This window comes from Vicingus serpentipes, from assembly GCF_007993035.1.
GTDB classification, from domain to species: Bacteria; Bacteroidota; Bacteroidia; order Flavobacteriales_E; family Vicingaceae; genus Vicingus; species Vicingus serpentipes.
The window spans coordinates 406,038-429,093 of sequence record NZ_VOOS01000002.1 but is presented as its reverse complement, the minus strand read 5'-3'; the positions used below and the strand labels follow the sequence as shown (position 1 = coordinate 429,093).

Annotated in this window: 22 protein-coding genes; 12 read left to right on the top strand and 10 right to left on the bottom strand. The window is 30.4% G+C overall.

The annotated features are described in order from the left end of the window. Positions 1-16 precede the first annotated feature (16 nt). Positions 17-748 (top strand): DUF4197 domain-containing protein, encoded by a 732-nt coding sequence (locus tag FRY74_RS05880; RefSeq protein ID WP_147099551.1) that lies wholly within the window; start codon positions 17-19, stop codon positions 746-748. Here FRY74_RS05880 and FRY74_RS05875 read toward each other — a convergent pair. Then, complete coding sequence (locus tag FRY74_RS05875; RefSeq protein ID WP_147099549.1) at positions 745-1,260, bottom strand: DinB family protein; 516 nt, start codon at positions 1,258-1,260, stop codon at positions 745-747. The genes FRY74_RS05880 and FRY74_RS05875 overlap by 4 nt on opposite strands. Positions 1,261-1,380: 120 nt before the next feature. Between FRY74_RS05875 and FRY74_RS05870 the strand changes: the two genes are divergently transcribed. Then, a complete protein-coding gene (locus FRY74_RS05870; protein ID WP_147099547.1) occupies positions 1,381-2,793 on the top strand; it encodes a phosphohexomutase domain-containing protein in 1,413 nt (470 codons plus the stop codon). Between the two features lie 77 nt (positions 2,794-2,870). Here the strand turns inward: FRY74_RS05870 and FRY74_RS05865 are convergent, their stop codons facing one another. Together FRY74_RS05865 and FRY74_RS05860 are read right to left on the bottom strand one after the other, a co-directional pair. Next, positions 2,871-3,377, bottom strand: a complete 507-nt coding sequence (locus FRY74_RS05865) for a DUF1573 domain-containing protein (protein ID WP_223265834.1) — start codon at positions 3,375-3,377, stop codon at positions 2,871-2,873. Positions 3,378-3,388: 11 nt separating this feature from the next. After that, positions 3,389-4,984: a S41 family peptidase gene (locus FRY74_RS05860; RefSeq protein ID WP_147099545.1), complete on the bottom strand. Its 1,596-nt coding sequence runs from the start codon at positions 4,982-4,984 to the stop codon at positions 3,389-3,391. A gap of 172 nt (positions 4,985-5,156) precedes the next feature. Between FRY74_RS05860 and FRY74_RS05855 the strand changes: the two genes are divergently transcribed. From FRY74_RS05855 to FRY74_RS05820, 8 genes are all read left to right on the top strand, one after another. Next, a complete protein-coding gene (locus tag FRY74_RS05855; protein ID WP_147099544.1) occupies positions 5,157-5,960 on the top strand; it encodes a DUF4476 domain-containing protein in 804 nt (267 codons plus the stop codon). A gap of 140 nt (positions 5,961-6,100) precedes the next feature. Beyond that, positions 6,101-6,559 (top strand): hypothetical protein, encoded by a 459-nt coding sequence (locus FRY74_RS05850; RefSeq protein WP_147099542.1) that lies wholly within the window; start codon positions 6,101-6,103, stop codon positions 6,557-6,559. A gap of 43 nt (positions 6,560-6,602) precedes the next feature. Further along, a complete protein-coding gene (locus tag FRY74_RS05845; RefSeq protein ID WP_147099540.1) occupies positions 6,603-7,979 on the top strand; it encodes a hypothetical protein in 1,377 nt (458 codons plus the stop codon). Positions 7,980-8,014: 35 nt separating this feature from the next. Beyond that, complete coding sequence (locus FRY74_RS05840) at positions 8,015-8,536, top strand: hypothetical protein (RefSeq protein ID WP_170227963.1); 522 nt, start codon at positions 8,015-8,017, stop codon at positions 8,534-8,536. A gap of 19 nt (positions 8,537-8,555) precedes the next feature. Next, the gene (locus tag FRY74_RS05835; protein ID WP_147099536.1) at positions 8,556-9,065 is read left to right on the top strand and encodes a hypothetical protein; all 510 of its coding nucleotides are present in this window, start codon (positions 8,556-8,558) and stop codon (positions 9,063-9,065) included. 28 nt (positions 9,066-9,093) lie between these two features. Next, complete coding sequence (locus FRY74_RS05830; RefSeq protein WP_147099534.1) at positions 9,094-10,047, top strand: DUF6175 family protein; 954 nt, start codon at positions 9,094-9,096, stop codon at positions 10,045-10,047. 19 nt (positions 10,048-10,066) lie between these two features. Beyond that, on the top strand, positions 10,067-11,014 hold the full coding sequence (locus FRY74_RS05825; protein WP_147099532.1) for a hypothetical protein: 948 nt from the start codon (positions 10,067-10,069) through the stop codon (positions 11,012-11,014). A gap of 23 nt (positions 11,015-11,037) precedes the next feature. Beyond that, a complete protein-coding gene (locus FRY74_RS05820) occupies positions 11,038-11,718 on the top strand; it encodes a DUF3575 domain-containing protein (RefSeq protein ID WP_147099531.1) in 681 nt (226 codons plus the stop codon). An 82-nt stretch (positions 11,719-11,800) separates the two neighbouring features. Here FRY74_RS05820 and FRY74_RS05815 read toward each other — a convergent pair whose 3' ends face one another. The 7 genes from FRY74_RS05815 to panB all read right to left on the bottom strand — a co-directional run bounded on the left by FRY74_RS05815 (position 11,801) and on the right by panB (position 19,690). After that, positions 11,801-12,337, bottom strand: a complete 537-nt coding sequence (locus FRY74_RS05815) for a hypothetical protein (protein WP_147099529.1) — start codon at positions 12,335-12,337, stop codon at positions 11,801-11,803. A gap of 65 nt (positions 12,338-12,402) precedes the next feature. Continuing rightward, positions 12,403-13,866 (bottom strand): glyceraldehyde-3-phosphate dehydrogenase, encoded by a 1,464-nt coding sequence (locus tag FRY74_RS05810; protein ID WP_147099527.1) that lies wholly within the window; start codon positions 13,864-13,866, stop codon positions 12,403-12,405. Position 13,867: 1 nt separating this feature from the next. Then, on the bottom strand, positions 13,868-14,731 hold the full coding sequence (locus FRY74_RS05805) for a sigma-70 family RNA polymerase sigma factor (RefSeq protein WP_147099525.1): 864 nt from the start codon (positions 14,729-14,731) through the stop codon (positions 13,868-13,870). 203 nt (positions 14,732-14,934) lie between these two features. Then, positions 14,935-16,392, bottom strand: coding sequence for a Do family serine endopeptidase (locus tag FRY74_RS05800; protein WP_147099524.1), 1,458 nt, complete (start codon positions 16,390-16,392; stop codon positions 14,935-14,937). 106 nt (positions 16,393-16,498) lie between these two features. Continuing rightward, entirely contained in the window at positions 16,499-17,200 is a 702-nt protein-coding gene (locus FRY74_RS05795) for an RluA family pseudouridine synthase (protein ID WP_147099522.1), read from the bottom strand. A gap of 14 nt (positions 17,201-17,214) precedes the next feature. Then, positions 17,215-18,795: a CDC27 family protein gene (locus FRY74_RS05790; RefSeq protein ID WP_147099520.1), complete on the bottom strand. Its 1,581-nt coding sequence runs from the start codon at positions 18,793-18,795 to the stop codon at positions 17,215-17,217. 76 nt (positions 18,796-18,871) lie between these two features. Beyond that, positions 18,872-19,690: a 3-methyl-2-oxobutanoate hydroxymethyltransferase gene (gene panB, locus FRY74_RS05785; RefSeq protein ID WP_147099517.1), complete on the bottom strand. Its 819-nt coding sequence runs from the start codon at positions 19,688-19,690 to the stop codon at positions 18,872-18,874. Between the two features lie 139 nt (positions 19,691-19,829). Between panB and FRY74_RS05780 the strand changes: the two genes are divergently transcribed. Both FRY74_RS05780 and dnaK read left to right on the top strand, forming a co-directional pair. Next, positions 19,830-20,906 carry a DUF4249 family protein gene (locus FRY74_RS05780; protein ID WP_147099514.1) on the top strand — a complete coding sequence of 359 codons (1,077 nt, stop codon included), beginning with the start codon at positions 19,830-19,832 and terminating at the stop codon, positions 20,904-20,906. A gap of 194 nt (positions 20,907-21,100) precedes the next feature. Then, entirely contained in the window at positions 21,101-23,002 is a 1,902-nt protein-coding gene (dnaK, locus tag FRY74_RS05775; RefSeq protein ID WP_147099512.1) for a molecular chaperone DnaK, read from the top strand. Positions 23,003-23,056 lie beyond the last annotated feature (54 nt).

The following is a 23,056-nucleotide window of genomic DNA, read 5'->3' as shown; positions in this document are numbered from 1 at the left end:
CAACAAAAAATACATTATGAAAAAGCATATAACTATTACTGGATTAGCAATTATTGTAAGCATATCAATCGCTTCGGCACAATCGTGGAAAAAGCTAACCAAAGATGTTGGTAGTAAAGTTGAATCAGTTAAAGGCGGTACCGGTTTGTCGGAAGATGAAGTTGGAGCTGGATTAAAAGAAGCGTTAATTCAAGGGGTAGAAAAAGGTGTTGCTCAGTTGTCGCAGGCAGATGGTTATTTTAAAGACCCTCAAATAAAAATACCAATGCCTGATGAGGCTAAAAAGGTAGAAACAAAACTTAGAAAATTAGGACAAGGAGAAAAGGTTGATGAAGCAATTTTATCGATGAATAGAGCTGCAGAAGATGCTGCTTCAGAAGCTAAAGATTTGTTTGTCGCAGCAATTAAAGCAATGACAATTACCGATGCTATGAATATTTTAAAAGGAAATGACGATGCTGCTACACGTTATTTAAGAAAATCTACTAACACTGAATTAACCGAAAAATTTAGACCAATAATAAAAACTTCTTTAGATAAGGTTGGAGCAACCAAACACTGGGAAACAGTTTTTTCTACTTATAATAAAGTTCCTTTTGTAGATAAAGTAAATCCCGATTTAGAACAGTATGTAACTGAAAAAGCAATTACAGGTTTGTTTATTCAAGTTGCAAAAGAAGAATTACAAATTAGAAAAAATCCTGCAGCTAGGGCTACAGACTTATTGAAAAAAGTATTTGGGAATTAAATCCCCAAATACTTTTCTTGCAACACATTTCTATGATGTGTTTCGTGCCCTGTTATAATAAAGCCAATACTTAATACAGTAAGCTTGTTTTTATTTGCTGTGCCACTTTTTTCAAGCATAGCAGGTGAGAAGTTTTTAAATAAGGCAATTGTCGATTTACGAATAGTTTTGTATTCTTTCATAATCGATTTTAATGTTCTATCATTTGCTTCAGAACCTAAAACAAAATCATCATGGTCAAAGCCAGGTAAATCTTGTTTGTCATTTCTTGCAAAACGTAAAGCACGTTCACAAAAAATACGTTCAGTATCCATAATATGAACTAGTAATTCTTTAATTGTCCATTTTCCTTCCGCATAAGCAGTGTTTGCTTGTTCTTCAGAAATAGTAGAAATGATTTCTTTTGTGGTTTTATAAGAGTTTTTTAATGCAGAAATAAAATCAGCATCTTCAACTAAGTTAATATAGTTGTTAAAATACTCAGCAAAGTTGTGTTTTTTTATGTCGTTCATATTTTGCGTTGTTAGTTAACCAAAATTACAGTTTATATTAGTAATCAGTTTTTCTATAATAGGGATTATTTATAAAAAAAACTTTAATCTTGTAGTTCTTAAAAATAAAAATAGTTGAGAATGGCACAAATTAAATTTGGAACTGACGGTTGGAGAGCAATAATTGCTAAAGATTATACAGTAGATAATGTAGCGAGAGTAGCTTTAGCAACAGCCACTTGGTTAAAACATAATTTTAAAAAACCATCAGTGGTTATTGGTCATGATTGTCGTTTTGCTGGCGAAATGTTTGCTGAAACAACAGCTAAAGTTTTGGCTAATGCAGGTATAAAAGTATACATCGCTAAAGATTTTGTGACTACTCCAATGGTAAGTTTAGGTACATTAAGACAAAAAGCTTCATTAGGAGTTGTGATAACTGCTTCTCACAATCCTCCTTCTTATAATGGATTTAAACTTAAAGGTAGCTTTGGCGGACCATTATTACCAAAAGAAATTCAAGAAGTTGAAGATTTAATTCCAGAAGAAAATAACATTAATTTAGAGATACTAAATTTTGAAAAGTTTATCGAGAATGGAATTATCGAATATATTGATTTAGAAACGATGTATGTGGAACATGTTGAAGCCAACTTCGACATGAATGCTATTCGTAATTCAGATATGAATTTTGCATACGATGCAATGTATGGAGCAGGTCAGAATGTAATGCGTAGATTATTGCCTGAAATCGATTTTTTACATTGTGATTACAATCCTGGTTTTGAAGGTGTAGCTCCTGAGCCAATCCATAGAAACTTAATGGAGTTTTCTGAAATGATTAAGTTGGCTGAAGGTCAAATCAATTGTGGATTAGCTACAGATGGTGATGCAGATAGAATTGGACTTTATGATAGTAATGGTGAATTTGTTGATTCTCACCATATTATTTTGTTACTTATAAAATATTTAGTTGAAGAAAAGAAAATGACTGGGAAGGTTGTTAATGCTTTTTCTGTTACACCTAAGGTTAAAAAGATGTGTGACCATTATGGCTTAGATTACCAAGTAACACAAATAGGATTTAAATATATTGCCGGAGTTATGGTAAATGAAGATGTCTTGTTGGGAGGGGAAGAGTCTGGAGGTATCGCTGTAAAAGGACATATTCCTGAGCGTGATGGAATATGGATGGGCTTAATTATATGGGAATATATGGTTAAATCTGGTAAAACATTAGAAGAATTAATTGAAGAAATGTATCAAATTGTAGGTGGTTTTAAGTTTGAAAGAATTGATTTAAAACTAAAAGAAGCTGATAAACTTCGCATTATGGAAAACTGTAAAAATGATGTTTATAAAGCGTTTGGAGATTTAAAAGTAAATGAAGTTCAGACTATTGATGGCTTTAAATATTTCTTTGATAACGATGAGTGGGTAATGATTCGTCCATCGGGAACAGAACCAGTATTAAGAACTTATGCAGAAGCTGCAACAACAGAAGCTGCTTTTAAAATATTAGAAAAGACACATGCAACTATAAATAAAGCATAGTCTACTTCTTGATAATTATAAATAAAAAGAGGCTTAAACACGTGTTTAAGCCTCTTTTTATTAAAGTTGATTTCTTTTTAAGGTGTTTTAACTGTTGCAGAAATATTTAATGTTGTAACATTAGGTTCTGTATTTGCAGTTATAGAAACTGTTTTGTTTTGTTCTCCTTGCTGTTTTCCAGGACTATAAACTACTTCAATCTCTCCTGTTTCACCTGGAGCAATAGGTTCTTTAGGGTATGTTGGTACTGTACATCCACATGATCCAGAAGCATTCTCAATTACTAAAGGTTCGTTTCCAGTATTTGTAAATTTAAAAACGAAAGTGTTTTTAGAGTCTTGCATAATTTCACCAAAGCTATGGCTAGATTCTGCAAAATTAATACTTGTTGTAGGTCTGTTTGGAGTAGGAGGAGTAATTACTTTTTCAGGCATTATACTGTTGGTAGGTGTTGGTGAAGCAACTATATTACTAGAAGTTTTACCTGTTGATTCGTTTGAGGAATCATGATCCATAATAAAAGTGTCAATAACAAGTGTTAAAGCAATAATTCCTAGCAGTGCAATTTTAATGTTCTCTTTCATTTTTTTAATATTTAATTGTAAACTAATTTTTCCTTTTTAAAAGAATCACTATTTATTTCTTCAATAGCTTTTAAATATGAGTTATTTAAACTATTTGCAATTTGATAATAGGCTGAAGTTCCCCATAAATTTCTTGCAACCAATCCTTTTAAACGTGTCAAAATTAATGTTTTTGAAGTATTAACTTGATCTTCTTTAGGCTCAACTTCATTTTTTTCTGCGTAAACAATAAAGTCATTAAATAATTCTTCTTCAGTATTAAAATTTGAAGAGAAATCTTCAACAGATTTGAATTTTTCTTCTAATCGAGTTCTATTGTTGTCCATATATAATAAGGTAAACTCATTAAATAAACCTTTACGATTTACTTTTCCAAAAAAATCGGAATACATACTTGTATCAATAGGAATAAAAATATCAGGCATAATACCACCGCCACCATAAACAGTTCGTTTACTATTTATAGTTTGATATTTTAATGAGTCAGGAAAACTGATGCTGTCTTCGTTCATTAACTCTCCATGTTCGTATCGTCTTGCTAGTTCATTGTAGTATTCATCTTTTCCATCTTCATACGATCGTTGAATACATCTTCCTGATGGAGTAAAATATCGAGCTACAGTTAATCGAACTGCTGATCCATCAGTTAAGCTGAAAGGTTTTTGCACTAATCCTTTTCCAAAAGATCTTCTTCCAATTACTAATCCTCTATCGTAATCTTGAACTGCACCAGTTACAATTTCTGAAGCCGAAGCAGAGCCTTCGTCAATTAAGATAACTAATTTACCTTTTTCAAAACCTCCAGTAGTTGATGTATAGTATTCTTGCTTTGGACTTTTAGAGCCTTCTGTAAAAACAATTAATTTTTTATCATCCAAAACTTCATCAGCAAGTTGAATTGCGGTTTTTAAGTAGCCACCACCATTTCCACTTAAATCAATAATTAAGTGTTTCATTTTTTGAGCCTGAAGTTTTTTTAAGCCTTCTTTAAATTCTTCGTCTGTATTTTTAGCAAAACGATTTATTTTTATATAGCCTATCTCTGGAGTTGCCATGTATGAGGCATCGACACTAAAAATCGGAATTTCATCCCTAGTAATAGTAAAGTCTAATAATTCTTTATTCATTCTTCTTTGAATACCTACGTTAACTTTTGTTCCTTTTTTACCTCTCAGTTTATCTTGAACATCACTATTTTTTAATCCAATTCCTGCTATACCAATTCCATCAACAGTAATAATTTTATCTCCAGCTATAATTCCAACTTTTTCTGATGGACCTCCAGCTATTGGGGACACAACAATTAAAGTATCTTTTAATATATTGAATTGAATACCAATACCTTCGAAATTACCAACTAAAGGCTCATTCATTTTTTTTAACTCTTCTGAGGGGATATAAACAGAATGAGGGTCTAATTCTTTTAAAACATTAACAATAGCATCTTCAACTAATTTGTTTTCATCAGTTGTATCAACATAAGCATAATTTATATATTGAAGTAATGCATCAAACTTTCGGCCGCCATCTGTTCCATACTGGGCATTAGCTGAATTGGAGTTTAAGATAGAAATTATAAATAAACTTAATATAGGTAGGTATTTCATAATAAATAAATTGATGTACTAACAAATATAGTGATTTTATATGCTGAATAAAGTTAAAAAGTGTTAACACAAATATATCTTAAAGCTTGATTATACTTACTATTTGTTTTTTGGCATGCTAATTGAAATTGAGAAAGTAATTATTAATTTAAAATTATAGGAGGACCAAGTTATGAAAAAGCTAAGTTTAATATTTATCGCAATTTTTGGCGTAATTACTATTATAAGTGCTCATGGTTATAATGGAAGTAATAATTACAATTCTGGTTTAAATTTAAAATTATGGAATCATCACGCTTTCACTGTAGTTTTTGATAACCATACTTTTGCTAAATCGAACCAATTTAACTTAGCAAATATCACACCAGGAGTTCATAATATTCAAGTAATAACTTTAACTCCAAATAAATTTGGAAATGGTGGGTTGAGAAGAGTTCTTTACAGTGGAACAATTAAAATTCCTAAGAATGCAGAAGTTAAAGCTGTTGTTACTAAAAACAGAAGACTTGATTTAAGGATTGTGAAAAATAACAATGTTCATTCAAATGGGAATCATTATAATCAAGGACATCAAGCTTCTTGTGGGTTTGATAATGGCTACAACTGTAGTTGTGATAATTTTGATGACTATGGTCATTCTAGTAATTATGATAATGATTTTAATCCATTTTTTCAAAATTCACCAATGGTAATGTCTGAGCCTAGTTTTAATAATCTTTTAAGACTTGTTAATAATACAAGTTTTGATGCGACAAAATTAATAGTTGTTAAACAAGCTCTAAGAGATAATTATTTTACTACAGAGCAAATTTCAATGCTAATGAATCAGTTTAGTTTTGATTCTCATAAATTAGCTCTAGCTAAAATTGCTTATGAAAAAACGGTAGATAAGCAGAATTATTTCTTAGTTAATGAACAATTTACTTTTAGTAGTTCAGTAGAGAATTTAAATAGTTTTTTATTACAATACGCATAAAAATAAGGGAGGCTCATTTGTCTCCCTTATTTTTTTATGAAAACGAATGTTAACAATTACTTAAATATCAACAAAGTATAATTATAATTTGATTTAAAACTTTTTCAGTTATATTTGTTAATCAATCAAAATAATAAAATATGAAAAAAATAGCATTATTAGCTAAAATTGCATTTGTTGCACTATTAATTTTAGGAATGTCAGCTAACACATTTGCTCAAAAGGGCGAGAAGAAAGCAAAAACAGAGAAGGTTATTGAGAGACCAGGTATTGTTGGTCATGCTGCTACAGATAAGTTTGTAGACTCATCGTTTGATGTTTATGAAAGAAACATAAAATTAACTGAAAAGTTATCGAATGCTGCTGGAAATGCTACTGAAATCAAATCAATAAAAAACGATTTAGAAAATCAAACAAATGAGGTTAAAGGATTATTAGGTCAATCAGCGGATGTTATGAAAGAAGCTAAGACTATTACTCCTAAAACAAATTCTATGAAGGCTGTAAAAGCAATAAATTCAGCTACAAAAGCATTGAATATGACTAAAGAGAATTTCCCTATTCAATTAGAACAAATAAAAAATCAAGAATCTAAATAAAGGATCTTTAAATAATTAAATAATAAATTAAAAAATAGAATTAATGAATTTAAAATTACAATTTACTGGTGTTAAACATTTTGTGAAAGTTGCTCCAGTATGTTTATTACTAATTAGTAATGTTTCTTTTGCTCAAGATGCAGAAGTTAAAGAAGAAAAGAAAGGGAAGGAAAAGAAAGAAAAGGTAGAAAAAGATTCTGGAAAAATTGGAATAGCTGATAAGAAAGCTGAAGCTGTAAAGTATAGAAGAAGTTCACTTCATACTATGATTATTGAAGATGAAAAACTTCCTAAAAAAGACCTCTTATTAAGCACGTTTAACGAAGCTCCATTTCCTGATAAATATAATGATCACACAATTGGAGAAAAATCTTTTAATATTAAGGATTACATTATTGAAAAACCAGTTGTAGAGGGTGAAAAAGCAGAAAAAGAAGATAAAGATTTAAGTCCTGCAATAAGTGAGTATTTTGCAAAAAATAAAGTCGCAAACAAAATTGTTGCAAAATGGTTTGATAGAAGTGAAGCAGGTGGTTTTAAGATGGATTTAATTGGAGAAAGAGGTCTTTATGATGCTTCTGCTCAATCTGCAGCTGTTGCTTCAGGAACTGAAAGAGGAACATCAATGTTAGCTGATGCTGGGGAAGAACTTATACCAAGTACTTTTGTTGTTGTTAATTATTCAAAATTTGTAAGTAACGAAGTTGCTGCTCTAGCTGCTAAGAATATAGCTGTAGCTGCTGCTGCAAAATTACCTGCAATGGCTCAAAATATTGCTATTAAAGGAGCAGAGGCAGTTTATGAAAAAACAAGACAAGGTTATTCAGTATGGACTACTGCTTATCTATATCAATTGGTTTGGAACGATTCTACATCAGCAGTTTTCTATCAATCTTTATGGATGGATGACTCAAATATTGACCCAGCTAAAAAAGAAGCTTTTGATAACACTGATTTATTTCAGTTGAAATTGTTAGGTTTTCAAAAGGCATCATCGTTTATTTCTGGAATGGGTAAAAATGCTCAAGATGAAGATATGATTATTAAAAATGCTACATTAAAATCTATTGATGCTGTTTATGCAAAACTTCAAAGAAAATTTGAACCATTTAGAACAAAAACACCTTTAGTGAGTAGTGACCCATTAGGAGCAAAAATAGGTATGAAAGAAGGCTTAGAAGGAGGAGATAAATATGAGGTTTTAGAACAAATTACTGATGCAGAAGGAAAAGTTTCTTACAAGAGAAAAGGTACAATTTCTGTTGATAAGAAGAAAATTTGGGATAATAGATATGCAGCTGGTGAAGAACCACTAGATGAAGATGGTAATCCTATTGCACCATTAAATAATTTAGAGTATACTCATTTCAAAGGAGGTAAAGGTTATTACCCTGGAATGTTAATTAGACAAATAAATTAAATAGTAATCAATTATAAATTAAATAACAAATCATTATGAAAACAATAATTAATAAGGTAAGTATTTTAACACTATGTTTTCTTGCTTTTTCTTTAGTTTCAAATGCACAAATTAACAAGAAAAAGAAAGCAAATAAAGATACAGAAAATTGGAGATACGAAATAGAATGTGTTGGTATTGGTAAACCAGGAACTAAAGTAGTAAGAGTATGGTCTTATTCTAAAAAAGCTACAATAGCACAAACTCAATCTAAGAAAAATGCTGTGCATGGATTGATTTTTCAGGGGTATGCCGCTGGAGGTCAGGGTTGTACTGCTCAAAAACCATTATCAAACAACCCAGCTGTAGAACAAGAAAAAGAAGATTTTTTTAAAGATTTCTTTGCCGAAGGTGGTAAGTATATGAAATTTGTGTCTATGTCAGGAGATAATGTTCCTACTGTTGTTAAAGTTGGAAAAGAGTATAAAGTTGGTGTAGTTGTAGTTGTTATGACTGATAATTTAAGAAAAGATTTAGAGGCAGCAGGTGTTGTTAGAGGTCTGTCGTCTGGATTTTAATATATAAAAACAAAAAATTATGAAAAAATTAAACTTAACAATCGGTAGTTTTTTGGCTGTAACTATAATAAGTGTTTTATCATTTTCATGCGGAAATCCTCAAAAAAGTATGTCTGGAGCATATACTTATGAAACAGAGTGTATGGGTACAGAAATGGATGGATCACAAACTTTAAAAGCATGGGGAAACGGAAGAAATAGGGAAGATGCAATAGAACAAGCTAAAAAACAAGGTGTAAGTGATGTGCTGTTTAAAGGAATAAGATCTGGTAGAACAGAGTGCAACTCTAAGCCAGTTTTATTTGAAGTAAATATTCGTGAGAAAAAAGAAGATTATTTCAATGCTTTTTTTGCTGATGGTGGACCATACAAAGAATTTATTACAGGAGAAGATGGTTCTGATATGCACTTTACAGTAGTTCAAGGGCGAAAAAAATCTGGAGACCAAGTAACTTATGGTGTAACTATTCGTGTTCAAAGAGCAAAATTAAAAGAAAGAATGATTCAGGATGGAATCATGAAGAAATAATAACTAAATAAAATATAAAATAAAAATTATGAAAAAAGTATTATTAATATGTAGCCTAATTGTTTTAGGAACAACTTTAAGTTTCGGTCAAGCAAAAAAACCAACGTTAATGGTAGTGCCAAGTGATGCTTGGTGTATTAAAAATGGTTATGTAATGGAGTTTGATAATGATGGAACAACTACTAAAATTCCTGATTATAAAAAAGCAATGCAGGAAAATACAGATATACTATTAGTTATCTCCTCAATCAATGATATGATGGCAGAAAGAGGGTTTCCTTTAAAGAATTTAGAGTCTGCGATGAAAACATTAGCTTCAAATGCTGCTGAAGATAACATGAGATCTTCTAAAGAGTCCGGAGCTTCAGTTAATGAAAGTCCAATTGATGCCTTGAAAAAAGTAGCAAAAGCTGATATTATTATTCAACTAACTTGGACTGTTAATACAACAGGGCCTAAAAAATCGATCACTTTTATTTTACAAGGTTTAGATGCTTATACAGATAAACAAATCGCTGGTGCAAATGGAACTGGAGCACCTTCTTTTTCTGCTGAAGTTCCTGTTTTGTTAAAAGAAGCTGTTACTGCTCATATTGATAATTTCAGTGCTAGTCTTCAATCTCACTTTGATGACATGTTTGCTAACGGACGTGAAGTTATTATCAGAATTCAAACTTGGGATTCTTGGGATGGAGATTTAGAAAGTGAAGATTATGGAGATGATGAATTAGGTATTTTGATCGAAGATTGGATGGCAGAAAATACTGTTAAAGGAAGGTTTAGTACTACAGATATGACTGAATCTATGGCTTTATTTGAGCAAGTAAGAATTCCTTTATTTGATGAGAGAGGTAGAGCTCAAGATGCAAGAAGATTTGCTAGCGGATTAAGAAAATGGTTAAAAGCTGATCCTAGACTAATTGAGAGTAAATTAGTAATGAAAGGATTAGGAAGAGCTACTCTTATTTTAGGAGAAAAATAAAAACTAAACAAATATTATTATGAAAAATTTAGGTAAATTATTCTTAGGTCTTTGCATTTTTGCAAGTTCTGTTGGGTTTTCACAAACAGATTCTAAGGATGAAAATAGAATTAGCTTAACAGCTTGGGTTCCTGCAGGAATCGAAAATATGCCAGTAAAAGCTAGAAAAAATTTAGAAAATAAATTAACACAAGTTGTAACCAAAAATGGTTTAGGAGGTAGTCCTTTTAATACTCGTTTTATAATCTCAGCAAATGTTTCCTTAGCTTCTAAGGATATTCTTCCTGGTCCACCACCAATGCATGCATATAATATGGATGTAACTTTATATATTGGTGACGGTTTTGAAGGAACTGTTTTCTCAAGTACTACAATTTCTGTTAAAGGAGTTGGTACTAATGAAACAAAAGCTTTTATGGCTGGGTTAAAACAAATAAAACCAGGAAATCCAGAAATCCAAGCTTTTGTTAAGACTGGTAAAGAAAAAATCATTCAATATTATAAAGATAATTGTGATATGATTATAAAAACAGCTCAATCTAAAGCTGATCAAAATGAATATGATGAAGCTATTTTTATGTTAACAGCCATACCAACAGCTTGTGAAGAATGTTACTCAAAAGCAATGGCTGCAATTCAACCAATTTTCAAAGCTAAAATTGATAATGATTGTAAAGTTAAGTTACAAGAAGCTACGGGTATTTGGAATGCAGCACAAGATATGGCAGCAGCTGAAAAAGCTGGAGCTATTTTAGCTTCGATTAATCCAGATGCATCATGTGCATCACAAGCTAGAACTTTATCAAACAAAATTGCTGCAAAAGTTAAGCAAATTGATGATAGAGAGTGGAAGTACATTGTTAAGGATCAACAACAAGAAAGTGAAAGAATTCAAGCAATTAGAGATATAGGTGTAGCTTATGGTAAAGGGCCGAAAGCTAATGTTACTTATAAATCTCTATGGTAATTTAAACACTTAAATTTATTATTATGAAAAAACTACTAATAGCTGCTTTATTATTTTCAGGTTTAAATATAAAAGCACAACATGATATCAGTACTGATGTGTTAGGATTTGCCTTTTCTAAGTATGGATTAGGTTATGAGTATGCCATTAACAGTAATAATTCTATTGGAATTAACTTTAATATGGCTGCAAAAAATATGTTGTCTGATACAAAAGATATGAATGGTGAAATTGACTATTCAGAAATGAATATCATACCAGAATATAAATACTTTATGACTCCTAATAAAGGAAACGATGGTATTTACATTGGTGTATATGGTAAATATAGAAGTTCATCTTCAAAAGGTGTTGAATATAGCTATTTAGATGTTTTACCGACAACTTCTACTATGACTACTGTTAGTACTGATATTACTTCAACAGGAATATCTTTAGGAGCTATGGCTGGATATAAATGGAAAACTTCAGGAGCTTTATTTATGGAAGCTACTGTTGGTATCGGTAAATTCATAATGAATGATGTAAAGTATAGCAATTCTGAGTTTGAAGATGGAATCAAAGATGGTTTTGGAACAACTTTCAAAACAGAATATAAAGAATTTGATGAAAATAACTATGTTCCATTTTTTGGTAATGAGTTAGGAGTTGATCTTAGATTAGCACTTAAAATTGGAATTAGAATTGGAGGCAAATCTGAATAGATTTTTGCCAATTAAATGTCAAATAAAAACAGCTCTCAATATTTTGAGAGCTGTTTTTGTTTATGATATGTATTCTATTTTATTAATACTCTATATTTAGTTCTTCTAAAACAGATTTAATAGTTATTAATAATTTTTGTTTTTCAACATCAGCTTCATCTATTGCTTCATCTAAATCGAACTTTAGATCTTCTATTTCTTCTTCATTGAACGAAGAGTCATAACTTTCAATAACAGTTAATACTTCAATACATGTCATATAATCTCCTTTTATTGCTTCTTTAACTAAGTCGCTAATAAAATTGCTAGAATCAATTGCTGCTTGCCATAAAATTGAAATAATAAATGGTTTAATTGTTTCAAATTTTGTTTTTGACATTAACCTAATTATTTCAGCTACAACAGATTCATCTTTTAAATCAAAAAGGAGAGAGGAAATATCTTCTTTTATTATTTCATTTTCACTACTAATATATTTATCAAACAAAGGTTCAATAGCTTTTGCATTTCCATGTTTACGGAGTTGTTTTATAGCTGTTGTAATTTTTGTTTTATCAGTACTGTTTAGGTCTTTAAATATATTGTCTAAACGATTGTTTTTTACGTTTCCTTCTTTCATATTTTTGATATAAGAAAAGCTCACTATTTCTAGTGAGCTTTATGGGGTTTAAAACTAATTTTTAATTAGTAATAAATTAATCTTCTAACTTTTGCAATGTATTTTGCTAATCTAATAACTTGTTTAGTATATCCAAATTCATTATCATACCAAACATAAAGAACAATGTTTTTCTTGTCTGTTGAAACAATAGTAGCATTACTATCATAAACAGAGCAACATATATTACCGATAATATCGTTAGAAACTAATTCAGGATCGTTTTCGTATTTTATTTGATTTACTAAGCCCCCTTCTAAAGCAGCTTTTCTAATAATTTCATTTAATTCTTCTACATTAGTTTCTTTAGCAACATTTAAACTTAAAATAGCTAGAGAACCATTTGGAGTAGGAACTCTAACAGCATTTGCAGTTAATTTATCTTTTAAAGAAGGAATTACTTTAGTAACAGCATTTCCAGCACCAGTAGAAGTAATAACCATATTGATAGCAGCAGAACGACCTCTTCTAGGTTTTTTGTGCATGTTATCTAATAAGTTTTGATCATTTGTATAAGCATGAACAGTTTCAATATGACCTTTTACAACTCCTAGTGTATTTTCTATAGTATATAAAATAGGAGAAATAGCGTTAGTTGTACATGAGGCAGCTGAGAAAATGTCATCATTTTCAAGGTCTAGATCACCTTCGTTTATACCGTAGACTACATTTGGTATTTCTTTACCTGGAGCTGTTAATAATACTTTACTAACACCTTTTGCTTTCAAATGTCTCCCTAATTGTTCTTTATTAGTGAAAACTCCTGTGTTATCAATAACTAAAGCATCGTTTATTCCATAGCTTGTATAATCAACATCTTCAGGATTTTTTGCTTCAATAATTTTAACTATTTGTCCATTTATAATTAAAGCTTTATTAACTAAATCTTCTTCAACAGTTCCTTGGAAAAAACCATGTACTGAGTCATTTCTAAGTAAAGCAGCTCTTTTGATAATTTCTTCATCAGAAACAGAACGAGTTACAATTGCTTTTAATCTAAGTTGTTGACCTTTTCCAGCTTGTTTAATTAATTCACGAGCAGCTAAACGACCAATACGACCAAAACCATATAATACAACATCTTTAGGGTTTAGTTGATGAGAATTATCCTCTTTAAAATTAGCTAATTTGTTATTTAAGAAATCAGAAAGAGAAGAGAAATTAGTTTTTTCATTTACCCATTCGCTAGCTAAGCGACCTAAATCAAGTTTTGAAGGTGCTAATTTTAAGTTAATAATTTCTTTAGCTATTTCACAAGTTGTTTGAATATCAACAGGGGCAAAACTTATCGTTTTTGCTTTTTTATGAAGTTTTAAAACTTCCGAGATGCTTACATCAACAAGAGGGTTTCTAAATAAAACTAATTCTATTGACTTTTCATACATTAAGTAACCAATAGAACTAATTAAGCTAACTGCTGATTTTTCATTAGTTACGTATTCTTTTAACTTTGCTTCGTAAGCATTTTGGTTTTGATCTAAAACTTCCATTTTATCCTAAATATGTTTTTAATAATTTACTTTTTGAAGTGTGTCTTAATCTTCGAATTCCTTTTTCTTTTATTTGTCTAACTCGCTCTCTGGTAAGGTTGAATTTTTCTCCTATTTCTTCTAGAGAAAGTGGGTGTTGAATTCCAATTCCAAAAAACAATTTAATTACATCTTGTTCTCTGTCAGTAAGTGTTGCTAATGAACGGTTTATTTCTTTTTGTAAAGATTCGTTCATTAATGCGATGTCTGAATTAGGTGTGTTGTCGTTTGCTAAAACATCTAATAAATTGCCATCTTCATCATCTCTAAAAGGAGCATCAACAGAAATATGGCGTCCTGATATTTTCATTGATTCAGAAACTTTATCCTTATCAATTTCTAATAAGTCTGCTATTTCATAAGGAGATGGTTCTCTTTCGTATTCTTGTTCTAATTGAGAGAACGCTTTATTTATTCGGTTTAAAGAGCCAACTTGATTTAAAGGTAATCTTACAATTCTTGCTTGTTCAGCAATAGCTTGAAGGATAGATTGACGTATCCACCATACTGCATAAGATATAAATTTAAATCCACGAGTTTCATCAAAACGTTGAGCAGCTTTAATTAAACCTAGGTTACCTTCATTTATTAAATCTGGTAATGTTAAACCTTGATTTTGGTATTGTTTAGAAACAGAAACAACAAATCTTAAATTTGCTTTTACTAATTTTTCTAGAGCAACTTGATCCCCTTGTTTTATCTTCTGGGCTAATTCTACTTCGTCTTCAGCTGTTATTAACTCTTCTCTTCCAATTTCTTGCAGGTATTTATCCAAAGATGCGCTATCACGATTTGTAATAGACTTGGTAATTTTTAGTTGTCTCATAGAGATAGTTTAAGTTAATACTGATAGGGTTCGCAAATTTACCGATATTTTTGATTGCTTTTCATTTTTAACTAAAAATAGCATGTTTTTATTTAATTAAAATAGGTTGTCTTTACTGGTAGTTTGAGTGTAGTTTTATATTGTCTCCATAAAAAAAGCAGCAAATATATTTGCTGCTTTTTTAACATAAAATTTAATTAATGTTATAATCCGAATCCATAATATTCTTTCTTTCCATTTTCATATTGACCTTCTAATAATACGCCTCCTTTTATATTTGATAGGGCAGAAGATATTTCTTTTATAGAATTTACTTTTTCGTGGTTAATTTTTGTAATTATAAAACCTTCATTAATACCTATTGATCTTAGTTTTCCATTGTATAGTTGATTTACTTTAACTCCATTAGTTATGTTTAAATTTTTCAACTCTTTTTGACTTAACTCTACAAGTTGAACACCTAATTTCTTAATAATCTCATTTTCTGAATTATTAATAATTTCTTCATCTCCATTAAAGTTTTTTAGTGTAAGATCAATTTCTAATTCTTCATTATCCCTTAATAATACAATCGAAATTTTATCTCCAGGTCTAAACTGACCAATTTGTTCTTGTAGTTCAGGAACATCACTTATTTGTTTATTGCCAATTCTTTTAATAATATCTCCATTTTTAATTCCAGCTTTTGCTGCGGATCCATTTTTTGTTACTCCATTTACATAAACACCAGATAAATCTGAAATATCTATTTTTTTTGCTAAATCTTCATCAATATTAGCAATACTAACACCAATGAATGCACGTTGAACAGTTCCAAATTCTTTTAAATCTCTAACAACTTTTTTGACAATATTAACAGGCACAGCAAATGAATATCCTGTATATGAACCTGTATTTGACTGAATGGCAGTGTTTATTCCAATTAATTCACCATTTGTATTTACAAGAGCCCCTCCGCTGTTACCAGGATTTACTGCTGCATCCGTCTGGATAAATGATTCTATTGCTGAAATCCCAGTATAAGGGTCATTTTTTAATATATTAATATCTCTTCCTTTTGCACTAATAATTCCTGCAGTAACTGTTGAATTAAGGTTAAATGGATTTCCTACTGCAAGCACCCATTCACCAATTTTTATGTCATTTGAATTTCCATACTCAATATAAGGTAAATCAGTACTTTCTATTTTTAGTAATGCAATGTCAGTATTTGGATCACTACCAATAATTTCAGCATTATAAGTTTTTTTATTATTAAGTATAACCTCAATATTATTAGCACCATCAATTACATGATTATTTGTAACAATATACCCATCATTTGAAATCAATACACCCGAACCTGATGATTGAACTGCTCGAGGTGCATAATGTTGAGATCGACCATAAAAGAACTCAAGTAAAGGGTCTGATTGATGTCTAACTTCGGTTTTAGTTTTTATGTGCACAACCGAATTAATGCTCATTTCTGCCGCATATTCAAAATTTGCAAATCCATTTATAGTATTGCTTGAAGTTAATAATGGTTTTATTGGCGGGGTTGATTCGATGTATTTTATTTTTTCTTCTTGGAATAAAGATTTGTAAATAACTACAGATAGAAAACCACTTAAGGTTAATAGGCTAATTAAAGCCAGGGTAGGTTTAATAATTTTTTTCATTTTTACAGATTTTAAATGTTAAACTTATTACAAAGTTTAGCCTCAAAACGTTATCTGTAAAGAGTTTCGTGTATATTTTTTGTTAAAAAATGTTAAGCTTAAAAAATTAGTTGTTAAACATTTTTACAGCTTCATTCCATAAATTATCTGCTGTATTTGGATTTGCAATAATTGAAATAGGTTCTTGTTTTACAGGATGCATAAACTCAATTTTTCGTGCATGTAAACTAATTGAAGCATCTTTATTTGAACGATTAAAACCATACTTTAAATCGCCTTTGATAGGACAATTAATTGCAGATAATTGCACTCTAATTTGATGATGACGTCCTGTATATGGAGTTATTTCCAGTAAAAAAAAGTTGTCAAACTTATGTATTACCTTGTATTTTAATTCAGATTTTTTTGCGTCGCCTTTTTCTTTTATAAAAGCACTAGATTTATTATTTTTTTCGTTTTTCTTTAAGAAATGAATGAGATGAGATTCATTTTTTTCTGGTCGGTTTTTTACTATTGCCCAATAGGTTTTTTGAATTGTCTTTTCTTTAAACATTTTGTTTAACCTTTCAAGAGCTTTACTTGTTTTTGCAAACAAAACAATTCCACTAACAGGTCTGTCAATACGATGAATAGTTCCCAAGTAAACATCGCCTGGCTTATTGTATTTTATTTTGATATATTTTTTTACAATTTCGTTTAGGGGGATATCTCCAGTTTTGTCTCCTTGAACAATATCAGATGACCTTTTATTAATTGCAATTATATGATTGTCTTCATATAGTATTTCAAGATTTTCAAGTGTTGTCATCAAATAAATAATCGTTAGTGGCTCTGTTCTTTATCATGAACAAAGTTAATTCGAATATTTCGGGATATTTCAGGTTTAAATAATTTTCTATCTTTAATACTTAATTTTTCTTGATAGGTTCCTAGATTTGGAATTTCAGCAACTAAGTTGTATTGCCCCGGAGGTAAAATCATTATGTAGCTACCTTTTTTATTGCTATCATAAATACCTTGTAAATCTCCTGTTTCAGTATTAAAAACTTCAATATGAATAGAATTCGTTAATATAGTTGAATCAGCATTTAAAACATAGCCTTTAATTGTTGATAATTGAGCAGGAGTTTCTTCAAAATTTATTTTATAAATGTCATAGTCTCCATAAGAATCGTTTCTAATTGCAGCTACATAAGCAAATTTTTTATCGTTTGTAAAACAAATGTTATAGTCATCAATAGGAGTGTTTATTGGGTAACCAATATTTGTTGGAGAAGACCATTCGTTTGTTTCTTCATTCAAAGTAGATTTAAAAATATCGTAACCTCCCATACTGTTAAATCCATCAGAAGCAAAATATAAAGTTTTACCATTATCAGTTAAATAAGGGTAGTTTTCATTATAGAGAGAGTTTATATTTGAGCTTAAATTTAAAGCTTCACCCCATTTTCCGTTAGGAAGCTTTTTACAGATGTATAAATCATAACCACCAGTACCACCAGTTCTATCGCTACTAAATATCAATGTGCTTTCATCGTTTGTTATCGTTGCAGCATTTTGATTGCTAGCTTTATTATTAATGCTTTTACTTTTAATTTCTTCTGATTTTTTAAAAGAAGATTTACTTTTTCTAGAAATATGAAGTATATTTTTATTGTCAGGGTTGTTTAAGTAATAAAATATTTTTTCACCATCTTCCGAAACTCCAGCAGTAAATTCATTCCCATAAGAATTAGGGAACCCCACAGAACGTGTTTTGCTCCATTTTTCATATTTATATTTTGCAGTATAAATATCTGATGTATAATAACCTTCCATATCATAAATCCTTCCAGTAGTGCCTTCTCTTCTTGTAGTAAAGTGGAGTAAGGACTCATTATCAGTAATGTATGGTAAATAATCTTTTCCTTTAGAATTAATTCGATCACCAATGTTTTCAAAGTTTACATTCACTGGATTGTTAACTAATTTTTTAGCATTTAAACACATTTCAATAAGTCGATTTGACTCATTGATTAATTTTTCATCTTTGCTAAGTGCTATAAATTTTTTGAAGTAAGAAATTGATTTATCAAATCGGAGAGTAAAGTGGTAACCTTTTGCTAAATGAAACCATACTTCATCAGGACAATTCTTATTCGAAGCTATTTTTTCTAAAGTTTTTATACCGTCATCATATTGATGAGTATTTATCAAGCAAACTCCAAAATAGAAAGTGTTTTTTAAATCTTTAAGATTTTTTTTATGTAGACTTCTATAAATTTCTAATGCTTTTACATAATTCCCAGAATTATATAGTTTTGAAGCATTTTCAGGTAGTTCATAATGAAGTTTTTGGGCATGTAAATTATACCCACATGCAATAAAAAAACCTATAAAAAAAAGAAGTAAACTTTTCTTCATAGGTTAAATTTAAAAAATTGTTTTGATTTACAACAAAAAGTTTTAAAAGTCTTTGACTTTAAACTTTTGTCAAAATTTAATATTGTTCTTTATCATTAGGAAAGTCTAGTGTTTTTACATCTTTAATATAGTTTTCTACCGACCCTTTTATTTCTTCATAAAGGTTGTTGTATCTTCTTAAAAATCTAGGGCTAAACTCGTGAGTAATACCAAGCATATCGTGCACAACTAAAACTTGACCATCCACACCATTTCCTGCTCCAATACCTATAACTGGTATTTTAACTTCTTGAGCTACTCTTGCTGCTAAGTTAGCTGGTATTTTTTCTAAAACAATTGCAAAACAACCTGCTTCTTCTAGAAGTTTAGCATCTTCAATTAGTTTATCTGCTTCCTCATCTTCTTTAGCTCTAACAACATAAGTTCCATATTTATATATAGATTGAGGCATTAAGCCTAAGTGGCCCATTACAGGAATACCAGCAGATAGTATTCTTTTTACAGATTCTAAAATTTCTTCACCACCTTCAAGTTTTACAGCATGAGCACCAGATTCTTTCATAATTCGAATAGAAGAGGTTAGCGCTTCTTTTGAGTTTCCTTGGTAAGCTCCAAAAGGTAAATCAACAACAACTAATGCTCTCTCTACAGCTCTAATAACAGAAGAAGCATGATAAATCATTTGGTCTAAGGTAATAGGAAGAGTGGTTTCATGTCCTGCCATAACATTAGATGCTGAGTCACCAACTAAAATTATGTCAATGCCTGCGTTATCAATTATTTTTGCCATTGAAAAATCATAGCCTGTAAGCATCGCTATTTTTTCACCTTTTAATTTCATCTCTTGTAAAACGTGAGTTGTAATCCTTTTTACATTGCTTTTGTGAACAGACATAAGTACCTTTTGTTTTAAATATTAAACCGTTTAATTAGCTTATTAACCACTAATAAAATATATATAAGACAAAGCTACAAAATATGTTTGGTTAAATTTAAAATGATAAATTTGTAAGCTAAGATTATTTATTAATAACATGAGAAAAATTACAACATTTACATTTCTAGCTTTATCCTTCTTTTTCTTTTCTTGCGAAACTGAGATTAAAACAAATGCTGAATATAAAGATATGACTGTTGTTTATGGACTGTTAAATCCAAGTGAAACAGATCATTATATTAAAATTAACAAAGGTTTTATTGGTGAAGGTAGTGCTAATGATTTAGCAGCAAATGCATCAAATTATAATTATTCTGAAGGTGAAATATCTGTAAAAGTTGAAGAATATACTTCTTCCAATGTCTTTGTGAAATCTTATTCACTTCAAAGAACATTAAATGAAGTGCCTAAAGAAAATGGTGTTTTTGATAATACTACAAACGTTCTATACAAGTTTACTGAACCTAGTTTAAATTCAAATAATATATTTAAGCTTTCTATATACAACCCTTCCCTAGATAAAGTTATTTCTTCCGAGACAGCAATACCAAAAGGCGCAAAAGTTTCAAGCGCAAGTACTACAGATTTTAACACTTTAAACTTTTTTAATGGTTCTAGCTATACTCCTGAAAACATAAAAGTTAAAGAGGGAGAGAATGTAGGTAGAATAAAAGCCTCTCTTGTTTTTAGTTATATGGAAGTTTATACTAATGGACAAGATTCGGTCGAAAAATCTTTTAGAATATCAATGGGTGAAGAACTTGCTAACTTAAATGATATTGATTTAGAATTTTATTTAACTGGAGATGTCTTTTTTGATGCAATAAGTAACAATGTTGCAGCAAATATTCCTTTCCTTGATTACAGAAGATTAAATAGTTGTAAAATTGAATTGATTTCAGCAGGAGTTGATATGAGTACATATATGAGTGTTAATGCTCCTTCAAATACTTCGTCAGTAGATTTTACAAATATTTCAAATGGGTTAGGTTTATTTTCATCAAGAAATGTTCAATTAGAAAAGTCAAATAGACCTGATTTTGGTGAGACAGGTTACGATGGAAGAATTAATTTAGGAGATGAAACAATTAAAAAGATTTTGACTATGGGGTTGAATTTTTGTAGTCCTCGATCTGCAGGAGCTAATCCTCCTGCACCTATTTGTTGGCAATAATAAATAATTTGATTAAGAACGAGCTTCAACTTAAATATGGGTTGAAGCTTTTTTTATGACTTAATGTCATTGATAATGTCATTAAATAAAGATCTTACTATTAAAACTGCCATATTTTCAATCAAAATCCAATGGCATAAGATTTGACTGTTGCTTAGCAATTAAAAATGTTTACAAATTAAAATTTAAATACAATGGGTAAAATTATTGGAATAGATTTAGGGACAACAAACTCATGTGTTTCTGTAATGGAAGGAAATGAGCCAGTGGTAATTCCTAATGCTGAAGGTAAAAGAACAACACCTTCGATAGTAGCTTTTATTGAAGGAGGAGAAAGAGCTGTAGGTGATCCAGCAAAACGTCAAGCGATTACAAATCCAACTAAAACGATTTCTTCAATAAAACGTTTTATGGGGAACTCTTTCGATCAAGTTGCTGAAGAAATTAAAAGATCATCTTATACGGTAGAAAAAGGTGATAATAATACTCCAAGAGTAAAAATTGATGATAGGTTATATACTCCTCAAGAAATTTCTGCAATGGTTCTTCAAAAAATGAAGAAAACTGCAGAAGATTATTTAGGGCAAACAGTAACTGAAGCTGTAATTACAGTTCCAGCATATTTTAACGATTCTCAAAGACAAGCTACAAAAGAAGCTGGAGAAATTGCAGGTTTAACAGTAAAAAGAATTATTAATGAGCCAACTGCAGCAGCATTAGCTTATGGTCTTGATAAAAAAGATCAAGATATGAAAATAGCAGTTTTTGATTGTGGTGGTGGTACTCATGATGTTTCTGTGTTGGAATTAGGTGATGGTGTTTTTGAAGTGAAATCTACAGATGGAGACACTCACTTAGGTGGAGATGACTTTGATCAAGTAATAATTGATTGGTTAGCTGATGAATTCAATAAAGATGAATCTGTTGATTTACGTAAAGATCCAATGGCTCTTCAACGTTTAAAAGAAGCCGCAGAAAAAGCTAAAATTGAACTTTCAAGTACCACTCAAACAGAAATCAACTTACCATATGTAACAGTAACTGCTGCAGGTCCAAAACACTTAGTAAGAACATTAAGTAGATCTCAATTTGAACAGTTAGCAGATAGTTTAATTAAAAGAACTATTGAGCCTTGTAAATCAGCATTAAAAAATGCAGGTTACTCAACAAGTGATATTGATGAAATAATATTGGTAGGAGGTTCAACAAGAATTCCAGCAGTTCAAGATGCTGTGAAAAAATTCTTTGGAAAAGAGCCAAGTAAAGGAGTAAATCCTGATGAAGTTGTTGCGATTGGTGCAGCTATTCAAGGAGGAGTTTTAACAGGAGAAGTTAAGGATGTTTTATTATTAGATGTTACACCATTATCATTGGGTATTGAAACAATGGGAGGAGTAATGACTAAATTAATTGAGGCAAACACAACTATACCGTCTAAAAAATCCGAAACATTCTCAACAGCTTCCGACAATCAACCTGCAGTGGATATACATGTGCTGCAAGGAGAGAGACCAATGGCTAATGACAATAAATCATTAGGTAGATTTCAATTAACAGATATTCCACCAGCACCAAGAGGAGTTCCTCAAATTGAAGTGACATTTGATATTGATGCTAATGGTTTGATGAATATTTCTGCAAAGGATAAAGCTACAGGGAAAGAGCAAAGTATAAGAATAGAAGCTTCATCTGGACTAAGCGATGATGAAATTGCTAAAATGAAACGTGAAGCAGAGGAAAATGCTGAGGCCGATAAATTAGCAAAAGAAAATGCAGATACAGTTAATCAAGCTGATAGTTTGATTTTCCAAACAGAAAAGCAATTGAAAGAATATGGAGATAAAATTCCTGCAGATAAAAAGCAACCAATTGAAGATGCTTTAGCTGAGTTGAAAAAATCACATGAAGCTAAAGATTTGGAAGCAATGAAAGCTGGAATAGAAAAGTTAAATACTGTTTTTCAAGCTGCATCTCAAGAAATGTATAGTGCACAACAAGAAGGAGCGCAAGCAGATGCAGGGGCAGAGAATGCTTCCGGTGGAGATGATGAAGTAACAGATGTTGACTTTGAAGAAGTAACTGAAGAAAAGAAGTAATAAACAGTTTCTTTTAATCAAGAAAAAAGCCGGAGTTTATACTCCGGCTTTTTT

Coding starts and splice junctions, on each gene's coding strand:
- FRY74_RS05825 (WP_147099532.1), top strand. CDS start 10,067: ATGAAAAATTTAGGTAAATTATTCTTAGGTCTTTGCATTTTTGCAAGT.
- dnaK (WP_147099512.1), top strand. CDS start 21,101: ATGGGTAAAATTATTGGAATAGATTTAGGGACAACAAACTCATGTGTT.
- FRY74_RS05800 (WP_147099524.1), bottom strand. CDS start 16,392: ATGAAAAAAATTATTAAACCTACCCTGGCTTTAATTAGCCTATTAACC.
- FRY74_RS05830 (WP_147099534.1), top strand. CDS start 9,094: ATGAAAAAAGTATTATTAATATGTAGCCTAATTGTTTTAGGAACAACT.
- FRY74_RS05780 (WP_147099514.1), top strand. CDS start 19,830: ATGAGAAAAATTACAACATTTACATTTCTAGCTTTATCCTTCTTTTTC.
- FRY74_RS05845 (WP_147099540.1), top strand. CDS start 6,603: ATGAATTTAAAATTACAATTTACTGGTGTTAAACATTTTGTGAAAGTT.
- FRY74_RS05875 (WP_147099549.1), bottom strand. CDS start 1,260: ATGAACGACATAAAAAAACACAACTTTGCTGAGTATTTTAACAACTAT.
- FRY74_RS05870 (WP_147099547.1), top strand. CDS start 1,381: ATGGCACAAATTAAATTTGGAACTGACGGTTGGAGAGCAATAATTGCT.
- FRY74_RS05810 (WP_147099527.1), bottom strand. CDS start 13,866: ATGGAAGTTTTAGATCAAAACCAAAATGCTTACGAAGCAAAGTTAAAA.
- FRY74_RS05805 (WP_147099525.1), bottom strand. CDS start 14,731: ATGAGACAACTAAAAATTACCAAGTCTATTACAAATCGTGATAGCGCA.
- FRY74_RS05820 (WP_147099531.1), top strand. CDS start 11,038: ATGAAAAAACTACTAATAGCTGCTTTATTATTTTCAGGTTTAAATATA.
- FRY74_RS05815 (WP_147099529.1), bottom strand. CDS start 12,337: ATGAAAGAAGGAAACGTAAAAAACAATCGTTTAGACAATATATTTAAA.
- FRY74_RS05880 (WP_147099551.1), top strand. CDS start 17: ATGAAAAAGCATATAACTATTACTGGATTAGCAATTATTGTAAGCATA.
- FRY74_RS05840 (WP_170227963.1), top strand. CDS start 8,015: ATGAAAACAATAATTAATAAGGTAAGTATTTTAACACTATGTTTTCTT.
- FRY74_RS05835 (WP_147099536.1), top strand. CDS start 8,556: ATGAAAAAATTAAACTTAACAATCGGTAGTTTTTTGGCTGTAACTATA.
- FRY74_RS05865 (WP_223265834.1), bottom strand. CDS start 3,377: ATGAAAGAGAACATTAAAATTGCACTGCTAGGAATTATTGCTTTAACA.
- FRY74_RS05860 (WP_147099545.1), bottom strand. CDS start 4,984: ATGAAATACCTACCTATATTAAGTTTATTTATAATTTCTATCTTAAAC.
- FRY74_RS05790 (WP_147099520.1), bottom strand. CDS start 18,795: ATGAAGAAAAGTTTACTTCTTTTTTTTATAGGTTTTTTTATTGCATGT.
- panB (WP_147099517.1), bottom strand. CDS start 19,690: ATGTCTGTTCACAAAAGCAATGTAAAAAGGATTACAACTCACGTTTTA.
- FRY74_RS05855 (WP_147099544.1), top strand. CDS start 5,157: ATGAAAAAGCTAAGTTTAATATTTATCGCAATTTTTGGCGTAATTACT.
- FRY74_RS05850 (WP_147099542.1), top strand. CDS start 6,101: ATGAAAAAAATAGCATTATTAGCTAAAATTGCATTTGTTGCACTATTA.
- FRY74_RS05795 (WP_147099522.1), bottom strand. CDS start 17,200: ATGACAACACTTGAAAATCTTGAAATACTATATGAAGACAATCATATA.